Origin of the sequence: Jatrophihabitans cynanchi, assembly GCF_027247405.1 — a bacterium.
Lineage (GTDB): Bacteria > Actinomycetota > Actinomycetes > Mycobacteriales > Jatrophihabitantaceae > Jatrophihabitans_B > Jatrophihabitans_B cynanchi.
Window position 1 is genome coordinate 75488 of the sequence record NZ_CP097463.1, and the last position, 18586, is coordinate 94073.

General features: G+C 71.7%; 15 protein-coding genes. 5 read left to right on the plus strand and 10 right to left on the minus strand.

Features of this window, described 5'->3' with window-relative positions:
* From M6B22_RS00360 to M6B22_RS00370, 3 genes are all read right to left on the minus strand, one after another.
* The gene (locus M6B22_RS00360) at positions 1 to 1218 is read right to left on the minus strand and encodes an EAL and HDOD domain-containing protein (protein ID WP_269443775.1); all 1218 of its coding nucleotides are present in this window, start codon (positions 1216 to 1218) and stop codon (positions 1 to 3) included.
* An 88-nt stretch (positions 1219 to 1306) separates the two neighbouring features.
* Entirely contained in the window at positions 1307 to 2572 is a 1266-nt protein-coding gene (locus M6B22_RS00365) for an IPT/TIG domain-containing protein (RefSeq protein WP_269443776.1), read from the minus strand.
* A 99-nt stretch (positions 2573 to 2671) separates the two neighbouring features.
* Positions 2672 to 2887: a hypothetical protein gene (locus M6B22_RS00370; RefSeq protein WP_269443777.1), complete on the minus strand. Its 216-nt coding sequence runs from the start codon at positions 2885 to 2887 to the stop codon at positions 2672 to 2674.
* On the opposite strand from M6B22_RS00370, the gene M6B22_RS00375 reads away from it, so the two are divergent.
* Entirely contained in the window at positions 2879 to 3670 is a 792-nt protein-coding gene (locus M6B22_RS00375; protein ID WP_269443778.1) for an ArsR/SmtB family transcription factor, read from the plus strand. The two genes, M6B22_RS00370 and M6B22_RS00375, sit on opposite strands and share 9 nt — an antisense overlap.
* Here the strand turns inward: M6B22_RS00375 and M6B22_RS00380 are convergent.
* Both M6B22_RS00380 and uvrA read right to left on the minus strand, forming a co-directional pair.
* Positions 3652 to 4695 carry an adenosine deaminase gene (locus M6B22_RS00380; protein WP_269443779.1) on the minus strand — a complete coding sequence of 348 codons (1044 nt, stop codon included), beginning with the start codon at positions 4693 to 4695 and terminating at the stop codon, positions 3652 to 3654. The two genes, M6B22_RS00375 and M6B22_RS00380, sit on opposite strands and share 19 nt — an antisense overlap.
* 12 nt (positions 4696 to 4707) lie before the next feature.
* Complete coding sequence (gene uvrA, locus M6B22_RS00385) at positions 4708 to 7728, minus strand: excinuclease ABC subunit UvrA (protein WP_269443780.1); 3021 nt, start codon at positions 7726 to 7728, stop codon at positions 4708 to 4710.
* A 133-nt stretch (positions 7729 to 7861) separates the two neighbouring features.
* Here uvrA and M6B22_RS00390 point away from each other — a divergent pair, with 133 nt between their 5' ends.
* On the plus strand, positions 7862 to 8332 hold the full coding sequence (locus tag M6B22_RS00390) for a PPOX class F420-dependent oxidoreductase (protein WP_269443781.1): 471 nt from the start codon (positions 7862 to 7864) through the stop codon (positions 8330 to 8332).
* A 326-nt stretch (positions 8333 to 8658) separates the two neighbouring features.
* Here the strand turns inward: M6B22_RS00390 and M6B22_RS00395 are convergent, their stop codons facing one another.
* Genes M6B22_RS00395 through M6B22_RS00405 form a run of 3 tightly spaced genes read right to left on the minus strand, consistent with a single transcriptional unit; the run spans position 8659 to position 13063 of the window.
* A complete protein-coding gene (locus M6B22_RS00395) occupies positions 8659 to 9345 on the minus strand; it encodes a uracil-DNA glycosylase (RefSeq protein WP_269443782.1) in 687 nt (228 codons plus the stop codon).
* On the minus strand, positions 9333 to 11267 hold the full coding sequence (locus M6B22_RS00400) for a dipeptidyl-peptidase 5 (RefSeq protein WP_407935770.1): 1935 nt from the start codon (positions 11265 to 11267) through the stop codon (positions 9333 to 9335). The genes M6B22_RS00395 and M6B22_RS00400 overlap by 13 nt, the downstream gene beginning before the upstream one ends.
* Before the next feature lie 47 nt (positions 11268 to 11314).
* A complete protein-coding gene (locus tag M6B22_RS00405; RefSeq protein ID WP_269443784.1) occupies positions 11315 to 13063 on the minus strand; it encodes a proline--tRNA ligase in 1749 nt (582 codons plus the stop codon).
* A gap of 190 nt (positions 13064 to 13253) precedes the next feature.
* Here M6B22_RS00405 and M6B22_RS00410 point away from each other — a divergent pair, with 190 nt between their 5' ends.
* Together M6B22_RS00410 and M6B22_RS00415 are read left to right on the plus strand one after the other, a co-directional pair.
* The gene (locus tag M6B22_RS00410; protein WP_407935575.1) at positions 13254 to 14057 is read left to right on the plus strand and encodes a serine protein kinase RIO; all 804 of its coding nucleotides are present in this window, start codon (positions 13254 to 13256) and stop codon (positions 14055 to 14057) included.
* Positions 14058 to 14080: 23 nt separating this feature from the next.
* On the plus strand, positions 14081 to 15451 hold the full coding sequence (locus M6B22_RS00415) for a mycothione reductase (protein ID WP_269443786.1): 1371 nt from the start codon (positions 14081 to 14083) through the stop codon (positions 15449 to 15451).
* On the opposite strand, the gene M6B22_RS00420 is transcribed toward M6B22_RS00415, so the two are convergent.
* A complete protein-coding gene (locus M6B22_RS00420) occupies positions 15442 to 16680 on the minus strand; it encodes a VOC family protein (protein WP_269443787.1) in 1239 nt (412 codons plus the stop codon). The genes M6B22_RS00415 and M6B22_RS00420 overlap by 10 nt on opposite strands.
* Complete coding sequence (locus M6B22_RS00425) at positions 16673 to 17242, minus strand: RNA polymerase sigma factor (RefSeq protein ID WP_269443788.1); 570 nt, start codon at positions 17240 to 17242, stop codon at positions 16673 to 16675. Before M6B22_RS00425 ends, M6B22_RS00420 begins: the two co-directional genes overlap by 8 nt.
* Before the next feature lie 87 nt (positions 17243 to 17329).
* Between M6B22_RS00425 and M6B22_RS00430 the strand changes: the two genes are divergently transcribed.
* Entirely contained in the window at positions 17330 to 18586 is a 1257-nt protein-coding gene (locus M6B22_RS00430; RefSeq protein WP_269443789.1) for a DUF4032 domain-containing protein, read from the plus strand.

Consider the following 18586-nt stretch of genomic DNA (forward strand, 5'->3'; position numbering starts at 1 on the left):
TCAGGCGGCGTCGATCTGCACGCTCGAGCGCACGGCCCAGTCGAGCGCACTCGCCGATACGTCGCGCAGCGCCGCGAATTCCTCGTCCGGCCCGGCGGGCGGCCCACCGGATTCGAAGTCGATCACCCGATGCACCAGTCGGCCCATGCTGGAGTCGGTGCCGAAGGCCGCACCCAGCAACTGGCCGTCCAGTGGCAGGACCGTCGTCAGCTGCGTCGCAGGCAGGCCGAGGAGGCGATCGAGCGCGGACACCATTCCGGCCGTGAACGCGAAGGCCGCTTGCTCAGCGTTGTCGCGGCAGGCGAGCAGCTCGCACATCCGAGCGCGAGCGAGCACGGTAACCAGGTCGTCCGGCGAGCCGGCATTCGATGACCTGAGCATGAGCAGGCTGATCCAGGTGCGCACCCGGTGCGTGCCGAGCAGTACGAGCGCCTCCCGGATCGAGCGCACCGGTCGGCGCAACCCGCCGACGGGTCCGATCGAGGCGACCTGCAGCAACTGCACTGCCAGGGCCGGATCGCGACGCAGGATGCGTTCGACCTCGTCGAAGTCGGTGCGTTCGTCGAGGACGGCCGAGGCAATCTGCAGCACCCCGAGCGCGGACGGTTCGAGGATGCGGGCACTGAGCGCGGTCGGCCTGGCAAGCGCAAAGCCTTGGTAGAGGTCGAAACCGTGCCCGCGGTAGAAGGCCAGCTCGTCGGGTGTCTCGACCTTCTCGGCAAGCAACTGCACGCCGTAGGGGCGGCAGCGTTGCATCAGGTCCAGTGACGAATCGGGGCCGAGCTGGCGCACGTCGATCTTGACGACCGCCGCCTGCTCGACCAGCCGCTCGGCACCGTCGAACCACTCGAAGTCATCCAGCGCCAGCCGGTACCCGGCCGCGCGCAGGGCCCGGCAGCCGGCATCGATCTCGGCATCGAACCGGACCGACTCCAGCACTTCAACCACGGTGCGTTCGGGCGGCAGCGGGATCGGCACCGCGCCGGTGAGGACCCCTCGGTCGGCGTTGCAGAAGATCGTCTTGTCACCCACGAGCCGGTCCAGACCGATGCTCACGGCGCTGTGGAACACGGCAGTCGTCATCTCGTCGCCGTCGTGCAGGTGACTGGCGGACGTTTCGTCGCGATCTTCCTGGCGGAACAACAACTCGTAACCGATCACCCCCAGGTCCGCGTCGAAGACCGGTTGCCGACCGACGACTACCTGGGTGGTGCTCATGCCGATGTGAACTCCTGCTGCGTGGCGAGTGGACTCGTCCGGAGATCCTTTCGGCAGGTGCACCGCCCGACTTGAGCAGCTGGCGCGGTTATGCCTGCATATAGGTCAGCCGCGCGCGAGCAGTGGGTGCCGACCAGGCCCACGCGTTCACCACCTGCACCCCGACGGTCTGGGCACGATGCGCGGGAACCCGGACCGTGATGGTGCTGGCAGACCTGATCGTGAACCGGTAGGTGCCGGTCGAACCGAACACGACCCGCGCCGTGGTGTCGAGGTGCCGGCCGTGCAGCGTGATCGTGCTGCCGCCGCCGGTGCTGCTGCGGGAGGTGGACATCGACGTGATCACCGGCGCGGCGCCCTGCCTGCCGGTGCTCATCGGACGCGTCGCGCCGAAGTACCGTGGCTCGCCGGCCAGCACCTCGGCGAGGGTGTTGTAGCGCACCGGGTAACCGGACATGGCCGCCTGGATGACCTTGCCGCGGCCCGCGTACATGACGACGTGGCTGATCACCGGGCCGCCACCGGAGAAGAAGAGCAGGTCTCCGGGCTGAAGCTCGCTCAGGCTCGGATGGAACCTTCCGGCCGTGCGGCGCTGCGTCGCGGCGTAGTGGTCCAGGTGGCGGTACTTCGCCCACGCGTACAGGGTCAGGCCGGAGCAGTCGAAGCCCCGGAACGTGCAGTCGAACTTGCCGATCAGCCCGTCGCCGTAGCACGAGCCGTACGTCGGGCCGGCGGCGTTGCCCCCTGCCCAGGTGTAGGGCATTCCGAGCCAGGCCGCTGCGCGCTTGACGGCGGAGCGCCCCATCGCCGGAGTCCAGCGCCCGGCGTTGTGAGCGACGGGCCGGGCGTTGACGCGCTTCGCCCGACCGATCATCGAGTTGGCGACCCGGCGCGATTCGGCCGCGCTCCAGCCCCCGTTGAGCGGCGAGTACCGCGTGACCGGCATGAAGGTGAAGACGTCCGCCCGGGTGCGGGCGCTCATCGCCCCGTCACGCAGCACGACGCGCAGATCGACCGCCGCCCGCCGGTCACGGACTTGGGGGGTGTACGCCACGATCGTCGTCGCGTTCACGACACTGATCCACGCCGCCTTGTTCCTGCCGAACAGGACGCCGGCGACCCTGCGGCCGTGGATGCCGTCGAAGCCGGAGCCGCTGATGATCACCTGGTCGCCGCCCCAGGTCAGGCCGCGGTGCAGCGAGAGCCGGCTGATCGTCGGGGCGCCCGGTGTGCTCGCCACTGCCGACGGCGCCGCCGCGAGCGTGACCACCAGCGCGGCGACCACGGCCGCACCGACAGCTCGGGCGCGGCGGACTCGAACAGGACTGAGGCGGGTGGCGTGGCGTGCGAACATCAGCTGGTCAGGCTCCTGGCTGCGCGAGAATCGTCCGCTTCTTCCATCGGCGCGGGCGTGCGCGAACTTGAGCGCGAACCCCTTCTCGAACGGGTCGGTTCAGCCGCCGTCGTCGGCTGCGACACCGCGCAGCGCAACGGCGAACGCGAGCAGCCAGAGCACCGTCGCCACGCCTGCCAGCACGTGGACCGCCCGGACGAAGCCGGCGGGCTCAGACGGTTGCCCGGCCACCGCGCCGAGCAGCGCCACCGCGGCGGCGCTGACGCTTCGGCGCTCACCGAAGTGTGAGCGCGGCAGACTGGCCCCATGGTTCACGCGTCAGCCGCGGTTCACGCGTCCGCGCCCAGCATCGCCCCGGTCGCGGCGCTGCTGGCCGACCGGTCCCGCGCCCGCATGGTCAGCGCGCTGTCCGACGGCAGGGCACTGCCCGCCTCGGTGTTGGCGCAGGAGTCCGGCATCTCGGCGTCGACCGCGAGCGAGCACCTGGGCCGGCTCGTCGCGGGCGGGATCCTGCAGGTGGAGCGCTCCGGCCGGCACCGCTACTACCGGCTGGCCGGCGCCGACGTGGCCGCCGCGGTCGAGGCGCTGTCGGCGATCGCGCCGCAGCCGCCGGTCAGCTCGTTGCGGCAGTCGACGCGAGCGGCGGCCCTGCGCCGCGCCCGAACCTGTTACGACCATGTCGCGGGCCGGCTCGGCGTGGCGCTCACCGCGAGTCTGCTCGAACGCGGTGCGCTGGTCCGGGTCGACGGCGGGACCGGGCTGGACCGGGTGGAGGGTGACCGGCTGTCCGCTCCGTCGCGGCGGTGCCCGCTCGCACTCGGCCCTTCGGCCGGCGACGTCCTCGGCGCCTTCGGCGTCGACCTCGCGCCGCTACTGGACCGCCCTGACGACTCGCGCCCGCTGCTGCGCTGCTGCCTGGACTGGAGCGAACAGCGCTACCACCTGGCCGGCGCGCTCGGCGCAGCGGTGCTGGAGCAGCTGCTCGCTGCCGGCTGGGTCCGGCGCGCAGGGCCACCCCGCGCGCTCGAGCTGACACCGGCCGGACGCGACGAACTGGGTGCCAGGCTCGGTGTGGCCGACTACCGAGCCGCGTCGTAGCCGGCGAGATAGTCGGCGAGGTAGCCGTCGATCTCGCCGAGCAGGGTCGCCTTGGCCGTGTCGTCGAGGAACGAGGCACGGACGGCGCCGCGGGCCAGCTCGGCGACCCCGCCCGCGTCGAGTCCGAGCAGTTCGGCGGCAACCGCGTACTCGTGGTTCAGCGTCGTCGCGAACATCGGCGGGTCGTCCGAGTTGATGGTGACCCGAACGCCGGCCGCCACCAGCGCCGGCAGCGGGTGTTCGGCCAGCGAGGGCACCGAGCGGGTGCGCACGTTGGACGTCGGGCACACCTCCAGCACGATGCCCGTGTCCCGCAGGTGGGAGAGCAACCGCGGGTCGCGGGCCGCGGCGATGCCGTGGCCGATCCGCTCCGCTCCCAGGTGCTCCAGCGCGTCCCAGATCGTCTCGGGCCCGGTGGACTCGCCCGCGTGCGGGACGCTGTGCAGCCCGGCCGCGCGTGCCCGCGCGAAGTGCGGGGCGAACTGCGGGCGCGGCACGCCGAGCTCCGGGCCGCCCAGCCCGAAGCTCACCAGCCCGTCCGGGCGTTGCTCGAGTGCCACCTGCAAGGTGACGTCCGCCGACGGCACACCGGCCTCACCCGGGATGTCGAAGCACCACTGCAGCTGCACGCCGTGATCGGCCGCGGCCCGTCGGCGCGCGTCCTCCACCGCCTCGCAGTACGCCGCCGCCGCGATCCCGCGCACCACCGAGGAGTACGGAGTCAGCGTCAGCTCCGCGTACCGCACGTTCTGCCCGGCCAGCTCGCGCGCGATCTCGTAGGTCAGCGTCCAGATGTCCTCGGGGTCGCGGATCAGATCGACGACCGACAGGTACACCTCGATGAAGTGCGCGAAGTCGGTGAAGGTGAAGTAGTCGGCCAGCAGCGCCGGGTCGGCCGGCACCGGGGTGCTGCCGGCGTGCCTGGCCGCCAGCTCGGCCACGATCCGCGGCGAAGCCGACCCGACGTGGTGCACGTGCAGTTCGGCCTTGGGCAACCCGGCGATGAAGTCGGTCAGCTCGGTCATCGCCTCAGACTCTCACACGAGCGTGTCAGCTTTTCCCGGCGGCGGCGCAGTCGCTCCGGCACGCTCGGCCGCAGCACCAGCCCGCTGCCGCCGTGCCGGTGCCTTGGTCGCCGCAGCCGTCCGCTTGGCAGGCGCCTTGGCCGCGGCAGCGGTCTTCTTGACCGGCGCCTTTCTCGTCCTGGCCGGCGGCTGCGCGTCGAGCATGTGCCGCAGGAAGTGGCCGGTGTGCGAGGCGGCGACGGCGATCAGGTCCTCGGGCGTGCCGGCCGCGACGACGGTGCCGCCCCCGGAGCCACCCTCCGGGCCCATGTCGACGATCCAGTCGGCGGTCTTGATCACGTCCAGGTTGTGCTCGATCACGATCACCGTGTTGCCCTTGTCGACCAGCGAGTGCAGCACGCCGAGCAGCTTCGACACGTCCTCGAAGTGCAGGCCGGTGGTGGGCTCGTCGAGCACGTAGATGGTGCGGCCGGTGGAGCGCTTCTGCAGTTCGGAGGCCAGCTTGACCCGCTGCGCCTCACCACCGGACAGCGTCGGCGCGGGCTGGCCGAGGCGGACGTAGCCGAGACCGACGTCGACCAGCGTGTCCAGGTGCCGGGCGATCTTCGTGATCGGCGCGAAGAACTCGGCGGCCTCCTCGATCGGCATCTCCAGGACTTCGCTGATCGTCTTGCCCTTGTAGTGCACCTCGAGCGTCTCGCGGTTGTATCGCGCGCCCTTGCACACCTCGCACGGGACGTAGACGTCCGGCAGGAAGTTCATCTCGATCTTGATGGTGCCGTCGCCCGCACAGTTCTCGCAGCGGCCGCCCTTGACGTTGAAGGAGAACCGGCCCTGCTGGTAGCCGCGGATCTTCGCCTCGGTCGTCTCGCTGAACAGCTTGCGGATGTGGTCGAACACGCCGGTGTAGGTGGCCGGGTTGGAGCGCGGCGTGCGCCCGATCGGCGACTGGTCGACGCCGACCACCTTGTCGAGCTGCTCGACCCCGCGCACCCGCTTGTGCCGGCCCGGTGGCAGCTTGGCTCCGTTGATCTTGTTCGCCAGCGAGGCGTACAGGATGTCGTTGACCAGCGTCGACTTGCCCGAGCCGCTGACGCCGGTGACGGCGACGAAGCAGCCGAGCGGGAACGCGACATCGACGTTCTTCAGGTTGTGCTCGCGCGCCCCCTCGACGACCAGCTCGCGGCCCTTCTGCCGCGGCCGCCGGAGGGCGGGCACCTCGATCGTCCGGCGCCCGGACAGGTAGGCGCCGGTGATCGAGTCCTGCGAGTTCAGCAGCTCGTCGACGGTCCCGCTGACCACGATCGAGCCGCCGTGCTCGCCGGCGCGGGGACCGATGTCCACCACCCAGTCGGCGGTGCGAATGGTGTCCTCGTCGTGCTCGACCACGATCAACGTGTTGCCGAGCTTCTTGAGCCGCACCAGCGTCTCGATCAGCCGGTGGTTGTCGCGCTGGTGCAGCCCGATCGACGGCTCGTCCAGCACGTAGAGCACGCCGACCAGGCCGGAGCCGATCTGGGTGGCCAGCCGGATACGCTGCGCCTCGCCGCCGGCCAGCGTCGCGGCGGCGCGGTCCAGCGAGAGGTAATGCAGCCCGACGTCGACCAGGAACCCGAGCCGGGCGTGCACCTCCTTGAGCACGCGCTCGGCGATGAAGGTCTCGCGGTCGTCCAGCTCGAGGTCGCGCAGCCACTCGGCGGCGTCACCGATGGACAGCGCGGACAGTTCGGCGATGGAGCGGCCGCCGATCGTGACCGCCAGGATCTCCGGCTTGAGCCGAGTTCCCTGGCACGCGGGGCAGGGCACCTCGCGCATGTAGCCCTCGTACTTCTCCCGGGCGTAGTCGCTCTCGGTCTCGGAGTAGCGGCGCTCGATCCACGGCACGACGCCCTCGTAGTTGGCGTAGTACGCGCGCCTGCGGCCGTATCGGTTCGTGTAGCTGACGTGCACCTGCTCGCCGGTGCCGTGCAGGACGGCCTTCTGCGCGCGGGCCGGCAGCTCCTCCCACGGGGTGTCCAGGTCGAACCCCTCGGCGTCGGCCACACCCTGCAGCAGCCGGCCGAAGTACTCGCCGGTCTGCGCGGTGTTCCACGGCGAGATCGCACCCTCGGCCAGGCTCAGCTCCGGGTCGGGGACGACCAGTTCCGGATCGACCTCCTTGCGGGTGCCGAGGCCGGTGCAGACCGGGCAGGCACCGAACGGGGAGTTGAACGAGAACGACCGCGGTTCGAGGTCGTCGACGGCCAGCGGGTGGTCGTTGGGGCAGGCCAGCCGTTCGGAGTAGCGCCGCTCGCGGTGCGCGTCGTCCTCGGGCAGGTCGACGAAGTCCAGGATCACCAGCCCGCCCGCGAGGCCGAGCGCGGTCTCGACCGAGTCGGTGATGCGCTGCTTGCTCGAGGCCTTGGCGGTGAGCCGGTCGACGACCGCCTCGATGGTGTGCTTCTCCTGCTTCTTGAGCTTCGGCGGCTCGGTGAGCGAGTGCACCACGCCGTCGACCCGGACCCGGGCGAAGCCCTTGGACTGCAGGTCTGCGAACAGGTCGACGTACTCGCCCTTGCGCTCGCGGATCACCGGGGCGAGCACCTGGAACCGGGTGCCGTCGGGCATCTCCAGGATCCGGTCGACGATCTGCTGCGGGGTCTGTTTGGTGATCGGCTCGCCACAGATCGGGCAGTGCGGCCGGCCGATGCGGGCGTACAGCAGCCGCAGGTAGTCGTACACCTCGGTGATGGTGCCGACGGTCGAGCGCGGGTTCTTGCTGGTCGACTTCTGGTCGATCGAGACCGCCGGGGACAGGCCCTCGATGAAGTCGACGTCCGGCTTGTCCATCTGGCCCAGGAACTGGCGGGCGTACGCGGACAGCGACTCGACGTAGCGCCGCTGCCCCTCGGCGAAGATCGTGTCGAAGGCGAGGCTGGACTTGCCCGAGCCGGACAGCCCGGTGAACACGATCATCGCGTCACGCGGCAGATCCAGATTGACGTCCTTGAGGTTGTGCTCGCGGGCGCCTCGGATGACGAGTCTGTCGTTCAAGGGTGGCCAATCAGGTAGGCGGTGGCTCCTGGGCGCAACACCGGCGCCGGCCGGTGCAGTCCCCTCACGAGGGTAATGACCGCCGCCGACAACGCGCGCGCCCTGCCTCCGGGCGGGCGGGCAGAATGGGCGCATGCCCCGAACCGTCGCCACGAACACGCGCGTAGAGCTGGCCGGACTGCTCGAGTTCGTCCGGCCCCGGCATCACATGATCCTGATCACGCGGCGCGGCTCGGGCGGGCCGCAGGCGTCCCCGGTGACCGGTGGCGTCGACTCGGCGGGCCGGATCATGGTCTCGACCTACCCGCAGCGGGCCAAGACGGGCAACCTGCGGCGCGATCCCGCGGCCGCCGTGCTCGTGCTCTCGGACGACTTCGGCGGCGCCTGGGTCCAGGTCGACGGGCCTGCGGAGGTGCTCGACCTCCCGGAAGCGCTGGAGCCGTTGGTCGAGTACTACCGCAGCATCAGCGGCGAGCACACCGACTGGGACGAGTACCGGCAGGCGATGCGGGAGCAGGGCAAGTCCCTGATCCGGATCACGCCGGAACGCTGGGGCCCGATCGCCACCGGCGGCTTCCCGGCCAGGCTTGCCGCCGGGACGTAGGTGGAGCCCGGCCAGGCTTGCCGCCCGGACGTAGGTGGAGCCCGGCCAGGCTTGCCGCCGGGACGTAGGTGGAGCCCGGCCAGGCTTGCCGCCGGGACGTAGGTAGAGCCCGGCCAGGCTTGCCGTCGGGACGTAGGTAGAGCGCCCAGGTCAGATGCCCGGACAGGCGTGTCGGTCTGTATCTGTGCATGTGTACCGGGCCGATCGGGCTCTGCATGCATTCTTGCCAGCAGAGCCCGACTGATCCGGCAAGCACTATCTCGCCGCGGCGCGGGTTCACCGCTGGGTCGGCAGAACCGAGTCAGCCGAGGGTCCAGAGCTCACTGTCAGTCGAGGGTCCAGTCGACGGGTTCTGCCCCCTGCTCCTCGAGCAGGGCGTTGGCGCGGCTGAACACCTTCGAGCCGAAGAAGCCGCGGTCGGCCGACATCGGGCTGGGGTGCGCGCAGGCCACGCTCGGGACGTCGCCGAGCATCGGCTGCAGGGTCTGCGCGTCGCGTCCCCAGAGGATCGCGACGAGCGGCGTCCGGCGCGCGACCAGCGCCCTGATCGCCTGCTCGGTGACCGCCTCCCAGCCCTTGCCGCGATGCGAGGCGGACGCGCCCGGCCGCACCGTCAGTACCCGGTTGAGCAGCAGGATGCCCTGGCGCGACCACGCGGACAGATCACCGTGCTCGGGCGTCGCGATGCCGAGGTCGGTGCGCAGTTCGCGGTAGATGTTCTGCAGGCTGCGCGGGATCGGCCGCACGTGCCGCTCCACCGCGAACGACAGCCCGATCGGGTGCCCCGGGGTCGGGTACGGGTCCTGGCCGACGATCAGCACCCGTACATCCGCGAACGGCTGGGTGAACGCCCGCAGCACGTTGTCGCCGGACGGCAGGTAGCTGCGCCCGGCCGCCACCTCCGCGCGCAGGAACTCCCCGAGCGCCGCGACCTGCCCGGCGACGGGAGCGAGCGCCTGCGCCCAGCCGGCCTCGACGAGGTCGCCGAGCGGGCGCGGTGCTACGGCCGCCACAGTTCGATCGCCGGGACGCCCGGCGGGGTGAAGCCGAAGATCTGGCCGTAGAACGAGAGCTCGGCCTGACGCGAGTCCACGATGGTCTCCACCTTGCGGAACCCGTGCGATTCGCCGGCGTAGGTGCGGTAGGCGTGCGGCAGCCCCTTGCGCACCAGCGCGTCGCGGAACAGTTCGGCCTGCGCCGGCGGCACGATCGGGTCGTCCAGGCCCTGCAGCAACAGCACCGGGCAGGACAGCCCGGCCACGTTGTTCAGCGGCGCACGCGTGTCGTACAGCTCGCGTGCCTCCGGCAGCGGCCCGATCAGGCCGTCCAGGTAGCGCGACTCGAAGTCGTGCGTCTCCTGCGCGAACCGGACGAGCTCTGCGACGCCGAAGTACGAGACTCCGCAGGCGAATGCCGACGTGCCGGTGAGCGCGGCGAGCACGGTCCAACCGCCGGCCGAGCCACCCTCGATCGCCAGCCGGTCCGGATCGGCCAGGCCCGCCGCGCCGAGCCCCCGGACGGCCGCGACCGTGTCCTCGACATCGATCACGCCCCACTGCCCGCGTAGCCGGTCGCGGTACTCGCGGCCGTACCCGGTCGACCCGCCGTAGTTGACGTCGACCACCCCGATGCCGCGGCTGGTGAAGAACGCGTGCGTCAACGACAGCGCCGGTGCCACGTGCGCGGTCGGGCCGCCGTGCACGAAGGCAATGTACGGCGGCAGCTCGCCGTCGGGCGCGGCGAAGTCCTGATTCCGGGGCGGGTAGACGACCGCGTGGACCGTCCGCTTGTCGCCGGCGAAGCTCATCAGCTGCGCCTCGGGCAGGTAGCCGGCGGCGGGGACCTCGTCGACCGCGAGCCGGACGTCGGTCACCGCACCGGTCGCGATGTCGAGCTCGCGCAGCCCGGACGGCGCGGTCGCGCTGCCGGTGACGATCAGGGCCCGGCCGTCGCGCACCGGCCCGAGCACGGTGCGCCCGAGCGCGCCAATGGAGGTCCCCCCGCCCGTGCAGGCGTAGCCGGCGGGGAAACCGGGGTCGAGGTCGGTGAGCTCGCCGGTACCGACGTCGAGGAGTGCCAGCGAGTCGGTGCCGAAGGTGCGAACGGTCAGCAGCCGACGCTCGTCCACCACGCGGTACCAGGCCGCACCGAGCTGCCACAGCGGCCCGCCGAAGTCCGCATCGCGTGGGCAGAGCGGCTCTGGTTCTCCCCCGGTGACCCCGACGCGGTACAGGTTCCAGAACGTGGACCGGTCGCTGATCGCGTACAGGGTGTTCTCGTCGGCCCACTCCGGCTGCAGGACGGACTCGGTCGCCGAACCGAGCAGCACGCGCGGCTCGCCGCACACGCCGTCCGGCCCGAGGTCGGCGACGCGCAGCTCGGTACCGTCCCACGGCATCTGCGGGTGCTCCCAGGCGATCCAGGCGAGCTTCGACCCGTCCGGCGACAGCCGCGGATAGGCGAGGAAGTGCGAGCCCGACACCACCGAGCGGACAACGCCGGCGTCGTCTGCCGCGGAGCCGTCGAGCGGGACGGCCGCGATGTCGCGGTGCACCGTACCGGCGTCGTGGCGTTCGCGGACGCACAGCACGTCCGTCCCGGCGATCTGCAACTCGCCGTAGCGTGCGTCCGTCCCGGTGTCCGGAGTGAGCGGCGTCGGCTCGGCGGCGCCGGGGTCCAGCCGGTACAGCCGCTGATCGGCGAAGTGGACGAAGACCAGCTGCTGCCCGTCGGTGGCGGTCCAGGCGCCACCGCCGTACTCGTGCACCCGGCTGCGCGCGTTCCACGGCGCCGGCAGCACGTCCTCGGGATCGCCACCCTGGCCGGCGCGCCGGACCGCGTACCGCCCGCCCTCGGTCGGCCGCAGCTCGGACCACCAGAGCTCCGGCCCCACCCATGCGCCGCACTCGACCGGGTGCCCGCTGGCAGCGAGCATCTCGGCCGAGATCGGCGAGACCCATTCGCCGTAGGGCGCGGTGCGCGTCACGAGCGGCACGCCGCCGAGATCGTGGCCACCGCCTGATCGAGCGGGACGTCCTGGCGCGCGTCGCTGTGCCGGTCGCGCAGTTCGACCACACCGTCGGCCAGCCCCTTGCCGACGATCACGATCGTGGGCACGCCGAGCAGCTCGGCGTCCTTGAACTTCACGCCCGGCGAGACGCCCCGCCGGTCGTCGTAGAGCACCTGCACTCCCAGCGCAGCGAGCCCGTCGGCGATCCGGCCGGATGCCTCGAACACCGCCTCGTCCTTGCCGGTCGCGACGATGTGGACGTCGGCCGGCGCGATCGAGCGCGGCCAGCACAACCCCTTCTCGTCATGCGTCTGCTCGGCCAGCGCGGCGACGGCCCGGGTGATACCGATCCCGTACGAGCCCATGGTCACGCGCAGTGGTTTGCCGTCCGGGCCGAGTGCCGTCAGGTCGAAGGCCCGGGCATACTTCTCGCCGAGCTGGAACACGTGCCCGAGCTCGATGCCGCGCGCGATCTGCAGCGGCGCGCCGCACTTCGCGCACCGGTCGCCGTCGCGGATCTCGACCGCACCGATCTCACCGGCCGGGACGAAGTCGCGGCCGCGCACCACGTTCGCCGCGTGCTTGCCCGGCTCGTTGGCGCCGGTGATCCACGAGCTGCCCTCGACGACGAGCGGGTCGACCAGGTACCGGACCTTCCATTCGGCCAACTGCTGCGGGCCGATGTAGCCCTTCACCAGCTCGGGCACCGTGGCCAGGTCGTCCGGGCCGGCCTGCTCCACCTCGACCGGTTCCAGCTGGCCGCCGAGTCGCTTGAGGTCGACGTCGCGGTCACCCGGCACGCCCACCACGAGCAGATCCCACCTGTCGGCGCCTGGCGCCCGGGTCCGCAGCACCACGTTCTTCAGCGTGTCCGCGGCGGTGAACTCACGTCCCAGGCCGAGGGAGTTGAAGCAGTGGACCAGCGTCTCGATCGTCGGGGTGTCCGGCGTGTCGTACACCTGAGCCGGCGGGTACTCGTTCGCGCTGTGCGTTTCGGGCGCCGCGATCTCGACGGCCTCGGTGTTCGCCGCGTAGTCGCAGTTGCTGCACTGCACGAAGGTGTCCTCGCCGGACGGCGTCGGGGCGAGGAACTCCTCGGACGCGGAGCCCCCCATCGCGCCGGAGACCGCGAAGACGATGCGGTAGTCGAAGCCGAGCCTGGTGAAGATCCGCTCGTACGCGTCGCGGTGCGCCCGATACGACGCGGCCAGCCCGTCGCCGGAGGTGTCGAAGGAGTAGGAGTCCTTCATGATGAACTCGCGGCCGCGCAGGATCCCGGCGCGCGGACGCGCTTCGTCGCGGTACTTCGTCTGGATCTGGTACAGCGCCAGCGGATAGTCCTTGTACGAGGAGTACTCGCCCTTCACCAGCAGGGTGAACAGCTCTTCGTGCGTGGGCGCGAGCAGATAGTCCGCGTCCTTGCGGTCGCGCAGTCGGAAGATGCCCTCGCCGTAGTCGGTCCAGCGGCCGCTGACCTCGAAGATCTCACGCGGGATCAGCGCCGGGAAGTGCACCTCCTGCGCGCCGATGCCGTTCATCTCCTCGCGGACGATCTGCTCGACCTTGCCCAGCACCGCCAGGCCCAACGGCAGCCACGAGTAGATGCCGGGCGCGACCCGGCGCACGTAACCGGCACGGACCAGCAGTTTGTGGCTCGGCACCTCGGCGTCGGCCGGGTCGTCGCGCAGGGTCCGCAGGAACAGCGTGGAGAGCTTCAGCACCCGCCCAATCTATCGGCGCGGCGATAACCGGTTGCCGGCACGCGGAACATGGAACGAAATCCGCTGGAACCGCGATCGGACGAGGAGGTGGCCGGAAATGTCCCACGACGTTGCCCGGGTGACCCCGCTCTCCCGATCACCGCGCTGACACCGCCCCGGTCCGGGCGGGCAGCGCCCGCCTTCCAGGAGATTGCCAGTGCAGCTGTCCGACGTACCTGAATTCATCGAACCGAACTACTCCAGTTGGGACGGCGCCACCCACGGCCCGGTCCCCCGCCCCGACTGGGTGATCCCCGACCTGGCCGCGATCGACACCGAACTCGGCGTCCTCAAGACCGGCAAGGAGGCCGACGTCCACCTCGTCCGGCGCACCGCGCCGGACGGGCGCGAGTCGATCCTGGCGGCCAAGCGCTTCCGCACCGCCGAGCACCGCATGTTCCACCGCGACGCCGGGTACACCGAGGGCCGGCGGGTACGGCGCAGCCGCGAAACCCGCGCGATGGCCCACCGCACCACGTACGGACGGGAGCTGCTGGCCGCCCAGTGGGCCGCGGCCGAGTTCGCCGCGCTCAGCCGCCTCTGGCAGGCGGGCGCCCCCGTGCCGTACCCGGTCCAGCTCGCCGGCACCGAGGTCATGCTCGAGTTCCTGGGCACGCCGGACGGCGTTGCCGCGCCGCGCCTGGCGCAGTGCCGGCCCGGCGCGGCCGAGCTGGCCGACCTGTTCGAGCAGTGCGTCGCGGCGATGCGGCTGCTCGCCCGCGCCGGGCTGGCGCACGGCGACCTGTCGCCGTACAACCTGCTGGTGCACGACGGCCGGCTGGTGCTGATCGACCTGCCGCAGGTCGTCGACCTGATCGCCAACCCGCAGGGGGCGGAGTACCTGCGACGCGACTGCCAGAACGTGTGCGCCTGGTTCATGCGTCGCGGCCTGGTCAGCGCCGAGTTCGAGTACCTGTTCGGCGACCTGATGGCCGAAGCCGTCGCCGCCTGGTGAGCCGTCCCGGATACCGTCGACGGGTGACGCACTACGACCTCGTGATCGTCGGTTCCGGCTCGGGCAACTCGCTGGTCGGGCCGGACTTCGACGACTGGCAGATCGCGGTCGTGGAGGAGGGCACCTTCGGCGGGACGTGCCTGAACGTCGGCTGCATCCCGACCAAGATGTTCGTCTACCCCGCCGACCTCGCCGAGGCGGCGCGCACGTCGGGGCGCCTCGGCGTCGACGCCTCGCTCGAGCGGGTGCGCTGGGCCGACATCCGCGACCGGATCTTCGGCCGCATCGACCCGATCTCCGCCGGCGGCCGCGAGTACCGCGCGCACGGCGAACCGAACACCACGCTGTACGAGGCGCACGCGCAGTTCACCGGACCGCGCGAACTACGGCTGTCCACCGGCCAGAGCATCACCGCCGACCGGATCGTGCTGGCGACCGGCTCGCGCCCGGTGATCCCGGACGCGATCACCGACAGCGGGGTCCCGTTCCACACGTCCGACACGGTGATGCGGATCGACGAGGTGCCGGCGCGGGTGGCGATCCTCGGCGGCGGCTACATCTCGGCCGAGTTCGCGCATGTCTTCGGCGCGTTCGGTGCCCAGGTGAGCGTGATCGCGCGCAGCGCTCCGCTGCTGCGGCACCTGGACCTGGACCTCGCCGAACGGTTCACGTCCCTCGCCGAAGAGCGCTGGGACGTGCGGCTGAACGCGATCGTCACCGGTGCGTCGAAGACCGCCGACGGCATCGCGCTCGAACTCAGCGACGGCTCGAGCCTCGAGGTGGACCTGCTGCTCGTCGCCACCGGCCGGCGGCCCAACTCCGACCGGCTGAATCTCGCGGCCGCAGGTGTAGCCGTGCACCCCGACGGGCGCATCGTCGTCGACGCGCAGCAGCGCACCACGGCCGACGCAATCTGGGCGCTGGGCGACGCGAGCAGCGAGCACCAGCTCAAGCACGTCGCCAACCACGAGGCCCGGGTGGTGGCGCACAACCTGGCGCACCCGGACGCGCCGATCGAGTCCGACCACCGGGTCGTGCCGGCCGCGGTGTTCACCCACCCGCAGCTCGCCTCGGTCGGGTTGACCGAGGCGCAGGCCGCCGCATCCGGACGCCGGTTCGTCACCGCGCTGCGCGGCTACGGCAGCACCGCGTACGGCTGGGCGATGGAGGACAACTCGAGCGTCTGCAAGCTGATCGCGGACCCGGCGACCGGCCAGCTGCTCGGCGCGCACCTGATGGGCGAGCAGGCCGCCACGCTCGTCCAGCCGCTGATCCAGGCGATGAGCTTCGGTCTCGGCGTGCGCGAGATGGCGCGCGGCCAGTACTGGATCCACCCGGCACTGACCGAGGTGGTCGAGAACACCCTGCTCGCGCTGGAGCTGGATCAGAGCTGACCGAGGTAGAAGCGCGAGCCCTGGTCGTCGGCGCACTCGCTGGTCTCGCCGTACGGCTGGCGCTCGGGGTCCGTCGCGGTCCCGCCGAGCGCACGCACCCGATCGACCGCGACGCGGACATCCTCCACCCGCCACATCGGCACGGCGGTCGGGTGCGGGTGACCGCCGGAGAGCCCGGTCATCGGCGCGACGCCCTCGACCTGCCAGCCGTCCTCGATGCGCCCGGGCGCGAACGTCCAGCCGAGAACCGCGCCGTAGAACGCGCGCGCCCGCGCCGAGTCGACCACCTCGAGGGTCAGGTAGGACAGGTCGCCGGGCTGCCGGCCGTTCGGTTCGGGACGGTCCGTGCCGGCCTCGATCTGCCAGAGCGCGAACTCGGTGCCCTGGTCGTCGACGCATTCGGCAACCACGCCGTGCGGCTCGCGGCTCAGTTCACCGGCTTGCCCGCCGGCCGCGCGCACCCGCTGCACTGCAGCGCGGATGTCGCCCACCGCGTAGCAGCAGAACAGGTCCGGGCGCCCGGGCCGGCCGAACAGCCCCACGTGCGGCGAGGCGTCCAAGATGCGGTACCGGCCGCCGTCCGTGCTGACGTCCCAGCCGGCGACGTCGGAGTAGAACGCGGCTGCGCGATCCGGGTCCGGGACCCACAGCGAGACGTAGACGACGTCGCCGTCCCGGACCGACGGGGCGGGGGTCAGCGGCGAGGTGAGCCCCCAGCGGTGCCCGAACGGGTCCACGATCCACGCGGTGCGGGTGCCGTGCGCGTCGTACGGCACCCGGTCGCCGGACGCACCCGCCGCCATCGCGCGGGCCCGCACCTCGTCGGCGTCGGGCACGGCGAGCATCAGGCTCACCGAAGCGCCTGCCTGCGGTGCGACCACGCCGAGCTCGGGGTACTCGTCCGCCAGGTAGATCACCCCGTCGGCCAGGCCGAGTTCGGCGTGGCCGATCCGCCCGTCCGGCATGGCGATCGGCTCGCCGACGACGGAGGCACCGAAGGCCTCGACGTACCAGTCGATCGCACTCCTCGCGTCGCGCACGGCCAGGTACGGCACGGCGGCGCCACGGGGTCCGGCGGCGGTCTGCGGTTCACTGACTGTGGTCATCGGCACTACTCCTCTCGGCAGGGCGAGCGCGCGCTCCAGCCGCGCGCGCAACGCCGTGGCGAACTCGGGGTCGGGCCGCACCGGGACGGTCCCGGCGCGCAGTTCGGTGAAGACGTCAACCACGGCGCTCGCCCCCTTTCCCGGTCTCACCGGGGGCGGCTCCGCTCGCGGTGCAGTACGCGGCCCGGAACGCCTGCTTGGCCCTGGTCAGCAGCGCCTCGGTCGCGCCCGGCGTGCGGCCGAGCAGCTCGGCCACCCGGGCGACGGGCAGGTCGTCGACGTAGCGCAGCGTGAGAGCGAGCCGGTGCTGCGGCGCGAGCGCGGCCAGGGTCTGCTGCGAGCGCAGCGCGTCCAGGTGTTCCGGGTCACCCGGCGCCACCTCGGCCGGTTCGGGTTCGCCGGCCACCGCGTGCAGGTTGCGCAGCTCGCGCGCCTCGCGGCGCCAGTGGTCGACGAGCTTGTGCCGTGCGACGCCGATCAGCCACGGCACCGCGACCCGCGGCGGCGGGGTGCGGCGCACCGCGTCTGCAGCGGCGAGGAACGTCTCCGACGTGAGCTCCTCGGCGACCTCGCGCCGGCCGCAGCGCGCCAGCAGGTAGCCGTAGACCTCCGGCAGCGCGGCGTCGTACGCGGCGAGCAGGGCGGCACGCGCGTCGCCGCCCGCGGCCGTGTCCGCCTCGCCCATACCCCTATCGTCGTCGCTCGCGTCGCGAACCCGACGCACCGCCGCGCGATTCGGCCCGGCCCGGGCCGTCCCCCTACGCTTCGCTGCGTGGGCACGTACCGACTCACCACGCTGGGGACGAACACCGAACTGCTCTCCCTGCCCCTGGACCGTCCCCTGATCGAGTGGGACGACGACCGTCTCGTGCACGTGCCGCGCGGCATCTCGCGGCACGTGGTGCGCTTCGTCCAGCTCGGCGCGGACGTGTTCGCCGTGAAGGAGGCGACCGACCGGTTCGTGTTGCGCGAGCACCAGTTGCTGCGCGCGCTGGCCGAGGGCTCCGTCCCGGTGGTCGACGCCTTCGGCACCGTGGTCGAGCGCCGCGACGACGGCGGCGGCGAGCTGCCCGGCCTGTTGCTCACCCGGCACCTGGCGTTCTCGCAGCCCTACCGCTCGCTGTTCGGTGGTCGCGGACTGCCACAGCTCCACCTGCGGCTGCTGGACTCGCTGGCCGGGTTGTTCGTGCGGCTGCACCTGGCCGGCTTCTACTGGGGTGACTGCTCGCTGTCGAACACGCTGTTCCGGCGCGACGCCGGCGCCCTGGCCGCTTACCTCGTCGACGCCGAGACGGGCGAGCTGCACCCGAGCCTGTCGGACGGGCAGCGCGCGCACGACCTCACGATCGCGACCGAGAACATCGCCGGCGAGATGCTCGACCTGCAGGCCGGTGGGCGGCTCGACCCTTCGATCGACCCGGTCGAGTCGGCGCTGGAACTGACCCCGCGCTACGAGCGGCTGTGGGACGAGCTGACCCGCGACGAGGTGATCGGCAGGGACGAGAGCTACCGGATCGAGGGCCGGATCAAGCGGTTGAACAGCCTCGGCTTCGATGTGGCGCAGGTGGCGATCAGTACCGAGGAGGACGGCCGCCGGCTGCGCTTCGACACCCAGGTGGTCGAGCCCGGGCACCACCAGCGCCGGGTGTTCGCGCTGACCGGGCTGCGGGTTCAGGAGAACGAGGCGCGTGCCCTGCTGAGCGACCTGGCCCGGTTCCGCGCCAAGTGGGTCGAGGGCGTCGGCCACGACGTGCCCGAAGAGCTGGCCGCGCGCAGGTGGCTGGTCGAGAAGTTCGACGCCACCCTGGAGCTGGTCCCGGCCGAGCTGCGCGACAAGCTGCCGGACGCCGAGCTGTTCCACGAGATCAGCGAGCACCGCTGGTTCCTGTCCGAGTCCGTGGGGCACGACGTGGGGCGCGCCGCCGCGGTCTCCTCCTACGTCGATACGGTGCTGCGTTTCCTGCCGGACTCGCGGGTGGACCTGAGTTCGGGGCCACCGACCGAAGAGTTCGAGCCGATCTTCGACTGA